The organism is Martinezella multihospitum, from assembly GCF_900094585.1.
In the GTDB taxonomy this organism is placed as follows: domain Bacteria; phylum Pseudomonadota; class Alphaproteobacteria; order Rhizobiales; family Rhizobiaceae; genus Rhizobium; species Rhizobium multihospitium.
Map to the genome: position 1 here is coordinate 39,639 of NZ_FMAG01000017.1, position 15,159 is coordinate 54,797.

A 15,159-nucleotide genomic window follows, 5' to 3' on the forward strand; every position below is an offset into this window, starting at 1 on the left:
GGGCGAGGCTGAAATATATCAGTGACCAGAGAGGGCACGTATCCTTTATGTTCAAGGACGCGAATAACTTATTTTTATTAGACCGTTTGGCGGCAGCAATTTTTCGGTCGGGCAGCTTACGTTCTCCCGGCAACAGCGTGCGGGGAATTTAGACGTGTTCGATAACGCAATTAAGCCGCGATCATTTCTGATGGCGGTGCTATCGTCACTGAAGATGGCTTTCCTGGGGATCGGAGCGACCAGCGCGCTTGTCAATATCCTTGCGCTAACCGGCTCGTTTTTCATGTTGCAGGTCTACGACCGGGTGATCCCGGCGCGAAGTCTGCCGACTCTCGTCGGCCTTGGTATCATTGCGGTGACGCTCTATGCCTTCCAAGGATTTCTAGAGGTGGTCCGCTCAATGCTCTTGGTGCGTTTAGGACTCTCAGTCGATGAGCGGTTTGGAACAACAGTCTACGATTCTCTTGTCCTGTTTCCCGCGCGCATGCAGGTGCAGGGAGATGGTCTCCAGCCTGTACGGGATCTTGACGTTGTACGCTCTTTTCTTTCCGGGCCGGGGCCAACTGCTCTATTTGATATTCCCTGGATGCCTTTTTATCTTGGTTTGTGTTTCCTTTTTCATATCTGGATCGGAGTCACGGCGCTTGCCGGCGCGTTGATACTTGTCGGACTTACAATCTTGACCGAACGGATGTCTCGCGAACCGGCAAAAGAGGCAGCCAAGATCATTTCGGAGCGTATGGCGCTGGCGGAAGCAACACGTAGAAACTCCGAAGCTGTGCTTGCAATGGGCTTCGGCCATATGCTTGGCACGAAGTGGGATGAGATCAATAGCCGCTATCTGGGCAATCATTTACGCTTGTCAAACGTAACCGTTACCCTCGGGACAATTTCGAAGATTTTGCGGATGATGCTGCAATCAGCCGTGCTTGCCGTTGGCGCCGTCCTCGTCATTCGTCAGGAAGCTTCGGGCGGCATCATGATTGCGAGTTCCATTCTCCTCAGCCGAGCATTGGCTCCGGTCGAATTGGCAATCAGCCAGTGGAAGAGCTTTGTCGCCGCCAGAGATAGTTGGTCGCGTCTGATTAGGCTCGCCGACTTGATATCCGTCGATGGGCGAGAGGTCGCTTTGCCCAAGCCGGAGAAAACCTTGAAAGTGGAAAATTTGCATCTTGCGGCCCCGGCGTCCAAGAACTCGATCGTACGAAACATATCCATAGAGCTCCAGGCGGGGGATTCTGTTGGTGTGATTGGCCCCAGCGCATCCGGCAAATCCACACTCGCGCGGGGACTCGTCGGCCTTTGGCCACCGGTTGCAGGAGCGGTTCGCTTGGATGGAGCAGCACTGTCGCAATGGGATCCGCATGCACTTGGCAAGCATATTGGGTATCTGCCGCAGGATGTCGCATTGTTTGGCGGATCCATCGCCGAAAACATTGCCCGGTTTGACCCGGATGCGACATCGGACAAGATCATTGCTGCTGCGAAGACCGCGGGCGTATACGACATGATCCTGCAATTTCCCCAAGGCTTTGAAACGAAGATTGGCGAGCAAGGGTCCGCGTTGTCGGGCGGGCAGCGGCAGCGTATTGCGCTGGCCCGCGCGCTCTATGGCGAGCCGTTCCTGATCATTCTCGACGAGCCGAATTCGAATCTCGACGCTGATGGAGAGCTAGCGCTATCGCGAGCGATCTTGAGCGTGAAGGCCCGTGGAGGCATTGTCGTCGTCGTTGCGCATCGTCCCAGCGCGCTTGCTGCGATCGACAAGGTTCTCGTGTTGACGAATGGCCAAATGCAGGCTTTCGGACCGAAAGATGAGGTTCTCAGGAGGACAACGCAGCCCGGCCCTCCGGGGCCTCAACCCGTCCGGCTGATTATCGGCGGTGAGGAGATGGCACAATGAACGGCGCTCTTACGCCGCTTGCTGAACGTGCCGTCCGCCGCCTGACGCTGGTTGCGCTCGCCGCGATGATCCTTCTCGTTGGCGTTTTGGGAGGGTTGGCTGCCACTATTCGTCTTCAGGGTGCCGTTATCGCCACTGGCACGTTGGTTGTTGATAGCTATGTCAAGCCCGTCCAGCACCAAAAGGGCGGTACTGTTGGCCAGGTATTCGTCAAAAATGGCGATCTCGTTGCAGCTGGCCAAATACTCGTGCATCTCGATGACACGCAGGCCCGTGCCAATCGGGCCATCATCTCGAAGCGCCTGAAGGAGCTTTCGGCGCGCGTAGCTCGGCTCTCGGCAGAACGAGATGCGAAAGAGGCAATCACTTTTCCAGAGGATCTTCTAAGCGAACAAGAGATAGCCGAAGTAGCGGCGATACTTGATGGAGAGCGACGGCTGTTTGAAGATCGGCGCTCATCCAGAATAGGCCGCAAAGCGCAATTGGCCGAACGGGTCCGTCAGCTTTCGAAGGAGGCGGAGGGGCTGGGCGCTCAGCAGGAAGGCAAACGACAGGCGATCGATATCATAAATACCGAACTCGCCAGTCTTCAGCCACTGCTTGAGCAGGGTATCATTCCCGCGACGCGGGTCTATAGCTTACGGCGTGATGCTGCTGATCTCACCGGCCAGCTTGGAAGTCTGATCGCCTCCGCAGCTCAAACCAATGGAAAAATTGCCGAAACCCAGCTGCAGATTATTCAAGTCGATGACGATCAAAGAACCGAGATATCGGACCAATTGCGCCAGGCCGAAAGTGATATCGGCGAATATTCTGAGCGGCTTGTTGCTGCCGAAGATGAGCTGAAGCATATTGATATTCGCGCACCCCAGGAGGGGATCGTTCATCAGCTTGTCGTTCATACGGCCGGAACGGTCGTCAAGCCTGGTGAGGCGATCATGCAGATCGTGCCCGACAAGGATGCGCTGACGCCGGAACTTAAGCTATCACCACGGGATATCGATCAAGTGGCTGTCGGGCAGGATGTGATGGTTCGGTTTTCGGCTTTCAATCAACGCACCACGCCGGGACTAGCAGGCCGCATAACGAGCATCGGGGCCGACCTGACAACCGATCAGCGCACTGGGCAAAGCTACTATGATATCAGAGTTGCTATACCTGCGGTCGAATGGGCCCGATTGGGTAATATGGTACCAATAGCAGGCATGCCGGTGGAGGCATTCGTCCAGACGGATCAGCGTACGATGTTAGCCTATTTGGCAAAACCGTTGTCCGATCAGGTGGTTCGCGCGTTCAAAGAACAGTAACGATGTGGAATGGATGACCCTCGGAAATCAAGGATTGTGCCAAAGATGATGCCACCCCTACTTGCAGACTTCCCTTTCCTTGTTTATTCAGCTCAGTGAAAAAGGGCCTTTAAAGTCGCTATGCTCCGGGAGATTTGATGAATGCTAACTATCACCTATCCCGTCTCGGTTTTTGGCGATGATGCCGATGACTTGATCTACGGGCAGTATTGGGCGCAAACCTCACTCGATTTTTCGTTTCCGACGAGTGGCGCGCAGTATGGCAGCTATAGCACCGGGGAACAGCTGACGTTTCAGCCACTCAATGTCACCATGCAGACTGCGGTGAATTCCGCGTTGGCACAATATGCCTCCGTCTCGAATCTTTCCTTCAACGAAAAAGCCGATGCGGGAAGTGCCACAATTCGGTTTGGCATGTCGGATGAAGCGCAAGATACCGCCTATACGTATTTTCCGTCGAGTTCTGATCTTGGTGGCGACGTCTGGTTTGGTACGCAGACTGGCACGAGTGCGATGACCGATCCGATCAAAGGCAATTATGCCTGGATCTCCACTCTGCACGAAATCGGACATGCACTTGGCCTCAAGCATTCTTTTGAGCCTTCACTTTATAATTCCTCGACGATGAGTATCTGGCATGACAGCATGGAATTCACTGTCATGAGCTACCGCTCTTATTTTGCGGCATCGACCAGCTTTGGTTATACGAACGAAGATTTCGGCTTCGCTCAGTCGTTAATGATGTATGACATCGCAGCCATTCAGAAGTTGTACGGGGCTAATTTCACGACGCATTCCGGAGATACGACTTACACCTTTTCACCCACCACCGGCGAAATGTTCATTGATGGTGTCGGGCAGGGAAAGCCTGGTGACAATCGCATTTTTCTCACCGTTTGGGATGGTGGTGGCAACGATACCTATGATTTCTCAAACTACACCACAAATCAGTCTATAAATTTGCAACCGGGCAGCTGGTCATTGATGTCCGCTGCACAAAGCGCCTACCTCGGGGATGGCAATTTCGCACACGGCAATGTCTACAATGCCCTCCAGTACAATGGCGACAGCCGCTCATTGATCGAAAACGCAATTGGTGGCTCCGGCAACGATACGATTATCGGCAATGCCGCAAACAATACGCTAAAGGGTGGCGCCGGTAACGATTGGCTGAATGGCGGGACGGGCAACGACTGGTTAGATGGCGGTGCTGGTTTTGACACAGCCGTCCTCAACTTCAGGCTGGCAGACGCGACGGTCGATTACGGCTATCGCGCAATGGTGGTCAAGGGCGGCGGAGCGGTGGAAAGCCTGGTTTCGATCGAGAAACTGCAGTTCTCTGATAGGGCCGTTGTTCAGGGTGACAGTCTGGTCGACGATATGTTCTATTACACTCATAATCGTGACGTTCTTAACGCGGGCGCCGACGCGGATCAGCATTACTTGAATTACGGATGGCGCGAAGGCCGCGATCCAAATAAATTCTTCGATACCTCGGAATATTTGGCTAAGTATCATGACGTTGCAGCTGCTGGAATCAACCCGCTGCTGCATTATGATCAGTTTGGGTGGAAGGAGGGACGCGACCCGTCCGACGCTTTCCATACGTTGGAATATCTGCGGATCAATCCGGACGTCGCCGCAGCAAAGATTGATCCGCTTCAACATTATTTAAACTTCGGTTTCTATGAGGGCCGCCCTCTTAATGCGGCCGAGCTGTTGATCAACGGTATATTCTATTTCCAGAGCAATCCGGATGTGGCAGCGGCCCATATGGATCCGGTGCAGCACTATAATCAATATGGCTGGCATGAGGGGCGCGATCCAAACGCGTTTTTTGACACCTCAGCGTATTTGGCAAAGTATAAGGATGTGGCCGCTGCCGGCGTTAATCCGTTCACGCATTATTTGCAGTATGGTTGGCATGAAGGAAGAGATCCGTCCGCCAATTTTGATACCGCAGGCTACCTGAAGCTTTATCCTGATGTCGCTGCTGCCGGTATCAATCCTCTTGTACACTATTTGGAGTTCGGCATCTTTGAGGGCCGGACCTACGTGAATGACGGTGTGCTTGCATAGGTAGGATCTTAAGGTCAGCTGCGGTTTTTCCTAAATCTCGATGTCCGCCGTTCAACTAACGCAAAAGTTGTCGTTAACTTGGATAACTAGGCAGATCACGAAGCCTGCGTCCGCAGCGCTCGCAAGGAAGCTCTAACCGTATCGTGAGTGTCCGGTGAGCGGATTTTGGTTAGGTGCGGGATTGGCGCAAGTTACGACGCAGATGATTTATTTTTGATGTAACAGGTATGAATGGCCAAGGTTGAGATCCTGACGGGCGCCGAGTGACAACGTGCGCTTCCTGGCGATGGCCAGCCACTATATGTTCGAGCCGGAGTTCTGCAATCCTGCGTCCGGCTGGGAGAAGGGACAGGTCGAAAAGAACGTTCAGGATGCACGTCATCGCTTCTTTCAACTGATCCCACGCTTTCCATCGCTGGAAGCCCTGAATGACTGGCTTGAGCTTCAGTGCAAGGAGTTCTGGGCAAAGACCCCACACGGCCAGATGCGTGGCACCATTGCCGACATCTGGGCTGAGGAGGCTCTGGCTTAATGCCGGTCTCCCGGCCGTTCGACGGGTTCGTCGAATATACAAAGCGTGTCACGCCGACCTGCCTAGTCCATCTCGAACGCAATCGCTACAGCGTCCCCGCATCCTTCGCCAATCGCCCGGTAAGCCTTCGGGTCTATCCGGATCGTGTCGTTGTCGCTGCGGAAGGTCAGATCGTCTGCGAGCATCACCGCGTCATCGATCGCTCCCACGACCGACGGGGGCAGACGATTTACGACTGGCGGCATTATCTGGCTGTCGTACAGCGCAAGCCCGGCGCTCTTCGCAATGCTGCGCCGTTCGTTGAGCTACCGGACGCGTTCCGGACCTTGCAGCAGTACCTGCTCAAGAAGCCGGGTGGCGACCGCAAGATGGTTGACATCCTGGCGCTCGTCCTGCAGCACGATGAACAGGCCGTGCTGTCGGCTGTGGACATGGCGCTGAAGCCGGGCGTTCCAACAAGACTCATGTGCTGAACCTGCTTCATCGCCTTGTCGACGGCAAATCCTTCACGCCACCCACTATCGATGCACCACAGGCCCTGACGCTTACCAATGAGCCGAAAGCCAATGTCGAACGCTGCGATACCTTGAGAAAGACGGAGGCCCGTCATGCGTCATGACCCTGCAAGCGGCGCTGTCGTCATCATGTTGCGACAATTGAAGATGCACGGCATGGCCCAGGCCGTCGGTGAGCTGACCGAGCAAGGCGCGCCGGCGTTCGAGGCGATCATTCCTGTCCTCTCACAACTGCTCAAAGCCGAGACAACAGTGCTCAAAGCCGAGACAACAGAACGGGAAGTAAAGGCGATAGCCTATCAGTTGAGGTCTGCAGCCTTCCCGGCCTATCGGGACCTGAGCGGTTTTGATTTTACAAACTGCGAGATCAACGAGGCACTCGTGCGTCAGTTGCACCGCTGTGACTTCCTCACCGAGGCCAACAACATAGTGCTGATCGGCGGCCCTGGCACTGGTAAGACGCATATTGCCACGGCGATCGGCGTCCAGGCTGTCGAGCATCACCATAAGCGGGTCCGCTTCTTCTCGACGGTCGAGCTGGTCAATGCCCTGGAGCAGGAAAAGGCGCAGGGACATTCAGGAAAAATCGCCAAGCGTCTCTTCCGATGTGATCTCGTCATCCTGGACGAACTTGGCTATCTGCCGTTCAGTGCTTCAGGTGGCGCACTGCTATTCCATCTGCTGAGCAAGCTCTGCGAGCACACAAGCGTCATCATCACGACCAACCTGAGCTTCAGCGAATGGGCCAGTGTCTTCGGCGATGCCAAGATGACGACCGCCTTGCTCGACCGGCTCACCCATCACTGCCACATCCTTGAAACAGGAAACGACAGCGGGTCAGCTCTCAGCGCAAATCAACAACGCAGGACGTGCGACTGGTCAGACGCGGCGAAGAAGCGGTTGAAACCTGACTTCAACCGTTTTCCAACCACCTCGCTCATTTGACTATCAGACGGTAATCTGAAAAAACACGGCCATTTTCCAAGCGCCAGAGGACAAAATGTCGAATTATAAGCCAGCACCGGAAATAAACACCACTCCTGACAATGCTTCCGGGAGCCAGGCTTTCAATCCGTTGGCGGCTTTACTAGCACATTCTATAGATCCCGTTTTTCGCACAAACTTGTTAGCGGAGGAGGCAAGCGGGTGGCACGGTCATGTACCTTTTGCGCACTGGCTTGTGGCCGCATTGAAACCTTCATGTATCGTCGAATTGGGCACCCATAATGGTGTTTCGTATTCGGCCTTTTGTGAAGAGGTAAAGCAGTCGGAGCTTAGCGCTCAGACTACTTGTTACGCGATCGACACTTGGCAAGGCGATGAGCATGCAGGATTTTATGGCCATGAGGTTTTTGAAAAGGTTAAACAACTTAATGACGTCCGTTATAGCGAGTTTTCCACCCTTCTGAAAATGACGTTTGCGGAGGCTTCGGGTCGATTCGCCGACGGTTCCGTCGAACTACTGCACATAGATGGCCTACATACATATGAGGCAGTGCGCCAAGATTTTGAAAACTGGCTTCCAAAGGTTTCCCGCCAGCGTGGCATTGTTCTGTTCCATGATATAGCAGTACGATCGATGGGTTTCGGCGTTCATCAGCTATGGGCGGATTTGCTAGAGCACTACCCAAGTTTCAGTTTTCATCATTCCGCAGGGCTGGGTGTGTTGCTAATCGGCAGTGATTTGCCTGCCGCTATCGTTGATTTGGCGCATCTAGGGAACAGTGAAGCGGAGCGCTTCAGAAATCGCTTCGCAGTTCTTGGTCAGGCAGCGACAGAAGCGTGGACAAAGTTCGCGTCCCAACAGACTGCAAACGATGCTCTGGAGGACTTAAGATCCCAGGCGGAGGCGGAGCAAATTCGCCTTGCCCAGGTTGGCGAGCGTTGGGCGGCGGAGGCTGACGCGCTGAAAAAAAATACTAGTGTGCTTGAGGAAGATAATCATCGGCTCATTAAGAAATCCAAACAGGAAGCGAAGTTAAAAGAAGGGCTAAGATCAAATGCGCTAATTCTTAGGCAAGAGCTGGATGCGCTGCGCGCCGAATTGTATCATGCTCAAGTACTCGTTCGTCATCGTGATCAACTCATAGGCGATCTCTATGCTTCCACTTCCTGGAGAATTACCGCACCGCTTCGGCGGGCAAGGCTTCCGCTAAAAACGCAAGCGCAGCGAATTCGGCTTTTGTTGAACGCTGCGGCAGGTAGGAACAATGCGCGCGATGTTCTCAGAAATTCCATTAGGCGTCGTCTTAAGCTCAAATCGCTACAGCCGGCATCTGCTATCACTGATAAGGTATCCAATAGCGCCGAATATGATGTTTGGATCGATAAATTCGACACCTTATCGGCAGACGATGAGAGGCAAATTCGTCGGCATATTGCGTCGGGCGAATTGCCTGAGATTTCGGTGTTGGTAATTGTAAATGGAGCATGGGCTGAAACAAAAAAATCACTTGAATATCAATTACTTAAGGCAAAAAATATTGTGTACTGGGAACCATCGTCGAAAGCCGATGGATCGACATCTAAGAAGGGGCACTCTGACGAGGATAGCTTCGTCAGAGGCGGGGCGGACAATGTTCTGGATGCCCTCGATACATCTTCTGTCACGCTCATAGTTGACGGTGGAACACTTCTTTCAGCTCATTGTCTATACGGGATCGCCGCTGGCGCTGCGGCGTCAACAAATTACTGCTTGATCTATGCGGACGACGATCGGCGCGCGATCGACGGAAAGCGGGAGCAGCCATTCTTTAAACCAGATTTCTCACCTGAGCTATTGCGTTGGCTGAACTATATCGGGAGTGCGGCCGCGATCAAAGGCGCAGATCGTTTGCAGCAAATTGTGGAGAAAATTGCTGCAGGAGGCGACGTAGAGGACGCACTGGCGTCATGTGCCAGCGCGCTAGCTCGCAGCGAAGTCTTGCATGTTCCGTCGATCCTATTTCATTTGGCAAAGAAGGATATACCAAAGGTTCATAAAGCACCTGAATTAAGCGATCCAGATCCGCTCCCCTCCGTCAGCATAATCATACCAACGCGCGATTCGGTAGATATCCTGCGGGCCTGTGTCGACAGTATTCTGTCACAGTCTGACTATCCACGACACGCAATTGAAATTGTTATTGTCGACAATCAGTCAATGCTGCCTGAAACATTAATCTATTTTAGGAAAATAGAGCGCGAGAACTCTATTCGAATTGTTCCGTATCCGCACGCGTTCAATTTTGCGCAGATTTGTAATACTGCTGCAGCGGCGTGTAATAATTCTATTTTTATATTTCTCAACAATGATACGACGGTTAACGATCCGTTGTGGATTCGAAAGCTTGTTCGTTATCTCGCCCAATCGGATGTGGGATCGGTCGGGGCAAAGCTGCTCTATCCCGATGGTACTGTTCAGCACGGCGGGACTGTCGTCGGCATCCAAGGCGTGGCAGCGCATACGCTCGTAGGGAAGCGGCCTGATGAGGGTGGATACGCCGAACTTGGGAATGCAACGCGGGAGATGTCGGCAGTTACAGGAGCTTGCCTGGCAATTCGGAAAGAAGTCTTTACTAAAGTCGGTGGGTTTGATCCAGCCCTTGCCGTCGCGTTTAACGATGTAAAGTTGAATATCGAACTGGTTCAAGCCGGCTATCGGGTAATCGGGATTAGCGATCCGCTCCTAATTCATCATGAATCTAAAACCAGGGGGCAAGATGATACGCCCGCAAAACAAGCACTCTTTCGGAAAGAGGCGAACTATACGCTTTCTAAAGGACGCAGCTTCTTTAAAAATGATCCTTATTATAGCCCGAATTTGAGCCTGATCGAAACGTATAAGCTGGCAAATCCGCCGCGAACTGTATGGCCATGGCGCCAACATGCCTTGCAAAATGGTGAGCCGATTAGAGTCTTGATGCTCAGTGTCACCCATCAGATCGGTCACGGTGTTGCAGTCGTGGTCGACCTGCAGGCGCAATATCTTTTGAAATGCGGATTCGAGGTTTTTATCGGTGGGCATAAGAATGCCAACGAGTTTAGTTATCCGGGCTGCCGCAGAATTGTGATTGAAGATCCGGCCGAAGCTGCAAGGGTCGCTTTTGAGCTCAAGATTGATTGTGTCATTGTTCACACCCCTCCATTTTTTTCAACTCTTCGATGGATAGGTGGTTCGATCCGTTCAATCGTGATTGATTACGGGGAGCCAAATCCGGAGTTTTTCAATGACGCTGATTTGCGTCGGATGATTAACGCCGAGAAACAGTTTTGCGTTCCTATGGCTGATAGAATTATCGGAATCTCTGAGGCTGTGAAGGCCGAATCCGGTATGGCTTCGATGGAGGTGGTTCGGCTCGGCAATTCGCATCTTGCGGTCTGGCAAGGTCAATCAGATATCCGCGTTCAAGCGAGACAAAGACTTGGTTTGGAAGGACGTTTTGTAGTACTGAACGTGTGTAGATTTCACCATGCCGAGCGGAACTACAAGGGCGTGGATCAGTACGAGCTGTTTGTGGAAGAGTTTAAACTCGCATATCCGGAATTGGCATCGACTACTGTCTTCGTTTTATGCGGGAAGGCAGGACCCGGGGATATTGACGAAATGGCGCGTCGCGGCTTTATGGTCAAAGCTAATGTAACTGATGAAGAGATGATCGAGCTTTACATTGCAGCAGATTGCTATGCGAATTTTTCCAAATGGGAGGGTTATAATTTGGGGATTGGGCAAGCGCAGGCAATGGGATTACCAGTTTTTGCTTCAGATATACCTGCTCACTGGGAATTTAGGGATATTTCAGTTGGAACGCCAGAATCGTTAAGTCACGATCTGGCCCGGTTTATAAGAGAGCAAGCTCATGATGAGGGGGCAAGTGGGCGCGCGCCGATTATTGAAGGATGGGAGCGGCCCTTGCGGCGCCTTGAAGCAATAATCAGAGAAACCGTTTTCTCCTGAGAGCTTTTGGGAGATCGCGAAGATCGATGCGAGAAGCCAGCTGACTGAACATAGCTAAGTCAAAGTGCACTCCTGATGCTCGATGGCAACGTAGAACGCAGGCGCAAGTGGATGGCGTTCACGGATAGAGTTGTAACCACGAAGTCCACCGCTGGCCTCGTGGTTGAGATGAGTCAGCCCCTGACTCGGTGCCGATCATGGTTGGTTATGAAGGTTGAAGTACCCAGATTCTTAGGGTAGGTCTTGTGACGAAGCGTTGATTTAATGGCTTTGCGGCCGTCGTATCCTTGCGAATAGTACCTCTGAATGTCGCGATCTTCAGCCTAACGCAAAGCAGAAATGGAACTTCGATGACAATGCTGGTTTCCGGTGGTGCCGGCTTTATTGGCGGAAACTTCGTTCTTGATTGGCTTGAACGTCACGATGAGACGGTCGTTAACCTCGACAAGCTGACTTATGCCGGTAATCTGGATACGCTGAAGGAGCTGAAGAGCGACAGTCGCCATGTGTTCGTGCATGGCGATATCGGCGATCGGGAGCTGGTGAGCGATTTGCTCTCGATTCATAAGCCGCGTGCGGTCATCAATTTCGCGGCTGAAAGTCATGTCGATCGCTCTATCCACGGCCCAGGAGATTTCATCCAGACGAATATCGTCGGGACCTTCAATCTGCTGGAAGCCGTGCGCGGCCATTGGGATGGCTTGCCGGACGGGGAGAAGCAAGGCTTCCGTTTTCTTCATGTCTCGACGGACGAGGTCTACGGCACCTTGTCGAAGGACGATGCGCCGTTCAGCGAGCTCAACCGCTATGAGCCGAACAGTCCCTATTCCGCCAGCAAGGCTGCTTCTGACCATCTGGTGCGTGCTTGGCATCATACCTATGGTCTGCCTGTCTTAACGACCAACTGCAGCAACAATTACGGACCTTATCATTTTCCGGAAAAATTGATCCCGCTGGTGATCCTGAACGCGCTTTCGGGAAAGAGCCTGCCGATTTATGGCGATGGCCAGCAGATCCGTGATTGGCTGTACGTCCGGGACCACTGCAGCGCCATTCGCCGTGTGCTGGAAGCCGGCACGGTTGGCGAGACCTATAATGTCGGTGGTTGGAACGAAAAGCCCAATCTTGATGTCGTACATACCATCTGTGCGATCCTCGATGAGCTTCGGCCCAAGGCCGACGGCAGTCGCTATAGCGATCAGATCACCTTTGTGAAGGATAGGCCGGGTCACGATCGTCGCTATGCGATCGATGCCCGCAAGCTCGAACGCGAACTCGGCTGGAAGCCTGAAGAGACGTTCGAGACCGGCATTCGCAAGACGATCGAATGGTATCTGCAAAACCAGGACTGGGTTCGCAACGTCATCAGCGGCGCCTATCGTGAATGGGTCGGCAAGCAGTACGAGGTTGAGTTGTGAGCGCCATTCTGGTCACCGGCGCCAACGGCCAAGTCGGTTTCGAGCTGCAACATTCGCTCGGCGTCGTGGGGAATGTCATTGCCCTGACGCGCGCGGACATGGATCTGGCCAGCGAAAGAAGCATCCTTGCCGCTCTCGACGAGCATAAACCCGGCATCATCGTCAATCCGGCTGCTTATACGGCGGTGGACCGGGCCGAGAGCGATAAAGAGCAGGCGATGGCGGTCAATGCCACCGCTCCGGGGATATTGGCGCAGTGGGCGGCCGATAACGGCGCCTTGCTCATCCATTACTCGACGGACTACGTCTTCGACGGCACGAAGGCCGATCCCTATGTGGAGAGCGATCCGGTCAATCCGCAGTCCGTCTATGGTGAAAGCAAGTGGCTGGGCGAGGAGGCAGTGCGCGCCTCCGGCGTACAGCATGCCATTTTGCGCACCAGCTGGGTCTATGGTCATCATGGCAGCAATTTCCTGAAGACCATTCTTCGACTGGCCGGCGAAAGAAGCGCATTGAACATTGTTGCCGACCAGGTGGGCGCACCGACGTCGGCGTTCCTGATCGCGGATGTCACACGCACGGTGATCGAGCGCATGACGGCTTCGCGAGCCGCCGACGATCTCTCGGGAACCTATCACCTCACCGCACAGGGCAGCACCTCCTGGTATGGGTACGCCGCGCATATCGTTCGTGAGGCATTGGCAGCAAACGTCAAGCTTGCGTTGTCTCTCGATGCGCTGAAGCCGATATCGACGGCAGAATATCCGACCCCTGCCAAGCGGCCGGCCAATTCGCGGCTGGATTGTCGAAAGCTGATGGATCGCTTTGATATTGCTCTTCCTCTCTGGCAGGAGGGCGTCGATGACGTCCTGGCGAGATTGCGGGCTGCAGGGAATTGAAAACTGTAATGTTGCCGATGATTTCCGGCCGTGCCCTCCCGCCGGTGAAATAGAGGCAGATGTACTAAGGACGAGACGCAGGAACATGACGAAGGCACGCAAAGGAATCATACTCGCCGGCGGATCGGGAACACGCCTCTATCCGCTGACACTTGCGGTCAGCAAGCAGCTCCTGCCGATCTACGATAAACCGATGATCTACTATCCGCTGACGACGCTGATGCTGGCGGGTATCCGCGAGATCCTCATCATCTCGACGCCGCAGGACACGCCCCGCTTCGAACAACTGCTCGGCGACGGCAGCCAATGGGGCATCAAGCTTGACTATGCCGTTCAGCCCAGCCCCGACGGTCTTGCCCAGGCCTTCCTGATCGGCGAAGCGTTTCTGGATGGCGCGCCGTCTGCCCTGGTTCTGGGAGACAACATTTTTTACGGACATGATTTTACCCGATTGCTGCACGAGGCGAGCGCCAAGGAAACGGGTGCGACCGTCTTTGCCTATCACGTGCAGGATCCGCATCGCTATGGCGTGGTCGAGTTCGATCAGAGCGGCCGGGCGATCAGCCTGGAGGAAAAGCCGAAGATGCCGAAAAGCAATTATGCGGTTACCGGCCTCTATTTCTACGATGAAAGCGTCGTCGACGTCGCGAAATCCACCCGTCCGTCGCCGCGCGGCGAGCTGGAGATCACCGATGTCAATGTTCACTATCTGCAGGCCGGCCGGCTGGACGTCCAGACGATGGGCCGCGGCTATGCCTGGCTCGATACCGGTACGCATGAATCGATGCTGGAGGCCAGCCATTACATTGCGACGATCGAGAACCGGCAGGGCCTGAAGGTGGCTTGCCCCGAAGAGATCGCCTATCGCAGCGGCTGGATCAGTGCGTCTGATGTCGAGGTGCTTGCCGATCCCCTGAAGAAGAATGCCTATGGGCAATATCTCCTTGGCATCTTGCGCGAGCAAATATTCTAATCGCTAAGGCGCGCTTTATGCCGCCGCATCTCCCTTGCAAACAATCCGAACAGGACGACGAATGAAAGCCATCGATACCGCTATCCCCGATGTCAAGATCATCGAACCGACGGTGTTTGCAGACGATCGCGGCTTCTTCTTCGAGAGCTTCAGCAAGGCGAAGTTCGACGCAGCGATCGGCCGAAGCGCCGATTTCGTGCAGGACAATCACAGCCGGTCGGGCAGCGGTGTCCTGCGTGGTTTGCACTATCAGCTGCCGCCGCATGCGCAGGCGAAGCTGGTGCGAGTGGTAGTTGGCGAAGTCTACGACGTTGCCGTCGACATCCGGAAATCCTCACCGACATTCGGGCAATGGGTCGGCGTTCATCTCTCTGCAGAAAATAAGCGTCAGTTGTGGATACCCGAAGGGTTTGCTCATGGCTTCCTGACACTGAGCGACCATGTGGAATTCCTCTACAAGACCACGAATTATTATGCTCCACAGAGCGATCGTGGCATCCGCTGGGACGATCCGCAGATCGCCATCGACTGGAAAACTCTGGATGCGCTCACGCTTTCCGCCAAGGATCAGCAGCAACCGCTGCTCGCGGATGCCGA

At 53.9% G+C, this 15,159-nt stretch carries 9 protein-coding genes and 1 pseudogene; all 10 read left to right on the forward strand.

The window, feature by feature from the left end:
• The first annotated feature begins 190 nt into the window (after nucleotides 1-190).
• The gene (locus GA0061103_RS34475; RefSeq protein WP_092720478.1) at nucleotides 191-1,903 is read left to right on the forward strand and encodes a type I secretion system permease/ATPase; all 1,713 of its coding nucleotides are present in this window, start codon (nucleotides 191-193) and stop codon (nucleotides 1,901-1,903) included.
• The gene (locus GA0061103_RS34480; protein WP_092720462.1) at nucleotides 1,900-3,210 is read left to right on the forward strand and encodes an HlyD family type I secretion periplasmic adaptor subunit; all 1,311 of its coding nucleotides are present in this window, start codon (nucleotides 1,900-1,902) and stop codon (nucleotides 3,208-3,210) included. The genes GA0061103_RS34475 and GA0061103_RS34480 overlap by 4 nt, the downstream gene beginning before the upstream one ends.
• A 141-nt stretch (nucleotides 3,211-3,351) precedes the next feature.
• Complete coding sequence (locus tag GA0061103_RS34485) at nucleotides 3,352-5,289, forward strand: M10 family metallopeptidase (protein ID WP_092720465.1); 1,938 nt, start codon at nucleotides 3,352-3,354, stop codon at nucleotides 5,287-5,289.
• Nucleotides 5,290-5,557: 268 nt separating this feature from the next.
• Nucleotides 5,558-6,440: pseudogene (locus GA0061103_RS34490) on the forward strand (Mu transposase domain-containing protein); the annotation flags it as partial.
• Nucleotides 6,430-7,281 carry an IS21-like element helper ATPase IstB gene (gene istB / locus GA0061103_RS34495; RefSeq protein ID WP_092720467.1) on the forward strand — a complete coding sequence of 284 codons (852 nt, stop codon included), beginning with the start codon at nucleotides 6,430-6,432 and terminating at the stop codon, nucleotides 7,279-7,281. The pseudogene GA0061103_RS34490 and the gene istB, both read left to right, overlap by 11 nt.
• A 55-nt stretch (nucleotides 7,282-7,336) precedes the next feature.
• Nucleotides 7,337-11,272: a class I SAM-dependent methyltransferase gene (locus GA0061103_RS34500; RefSeq protein WP_092720470.1), complete on the forward strand. Its 3,936-nt coding sequence runs from the start codon at nucleotides 7,337-7,339 to the stop codon at nucleotides 11,270-11,272.
• A gap of 350 nt (nucleotides 11,273-11,622) precedes the next feature.
• A complete protein-coding gene (gene rfbB, locus GA0061103_RS34505; RefSeq protein ID WP_092719667.1) occupies nucleotides 11,623-12,690 on the forward strand; it encodes a dTDP-glucose 4,6-dehydratase in 1,068 nt (355 codons plus the stop codon).
• Nucleotides 12,687-13,589: a dTDP-4-dehydrorhamnose reductase gene (gene rfbD, locus GA0061103_RS34510; protein ID WP_092719664.1), complete on the forward strand. Its 903-nt coding sequence runs from the start codon at nucleotides 12,687-12,689 to the stop codon at nucleotides 13,587-13,589. Before rfbB ends, rfbD begins: the two co-directional genes overlap by 4 nt.
• Before the next feature lie 85 nt (nucleotides 13,590-13,674).
• Entirely contained in the window at nucleotides 13,675-14,562 is an 888-nt protein-coding gene (gene rfbA / locus GA0061103_RS34515; RefSeq protein WP_092719661.1) for a glucose-1-phosphate thymidylyltransferase RfbA, read from the forward strand.
• 61 nt (nucleotides 14,563-14,623) lie between these two features.
• The coding region (gene rfbC, locus GA0061103_RS34520) for a dTDP-4-dehydrorhamnose 3,5-epimerase (protein ID WP_092720472.1) at nucleotides 14,624-15,159 on the forward strand (536 nt) is incomplete at its 3' end.

Excerpts from the sequence above, each read along its gene's own strand:
- GA0061103_RS34480 (WP_092720462.1), top strand. The coding sequence starts at position 1,900 with ATGAACGGCGCTCTTACGCCGCTTGCTGAACGTGCCGTCCGCCGCCTG.
- istB (WP_092720467.1), top strand. The coding sequence starts at position 6,430 with ATGCGTCATGACCCTGCAAGCGGCGCTGTCGTCATCATGTTGCGACAA.
- GA0061103_RS34475 (WP_092720478.1), top strand. The coding sequence starts at position 191 with ATGGCGGTGCTATCGTCACTGAAGATGGCTTTCCTGGGGATCGGAGCG.
- rfbB (WP_092719667.1), top strand. The coding sequence starts at position 11,623 with ATGACAATGCTGGTTTCCGGTGGTGCCGGCTTTATTGGCGGAAACTTC.
- rfbA (WP_092719661.1), top strand. The coding sequence starts at position 13,675 with ATGACGAAGGCACGCAAAGGAATCATACTCGCCGGCGGATCGGGAACA.
- GA0061103_RS34485 (WP_092720465.1), top strand. The coding sequence starts at position 3,352 with ATGCTAACTATCACCTATCCCGTCTCGGTTTTTGGCGATGATGCCGAT.
- GA0061103_RS34500 (WP_092720470.1), top strand. The coding sequence starts at position 7,337 with ATGTCGAATTATAAGCCAGCACCGGAAATAAACACCACTCCTGACAAT.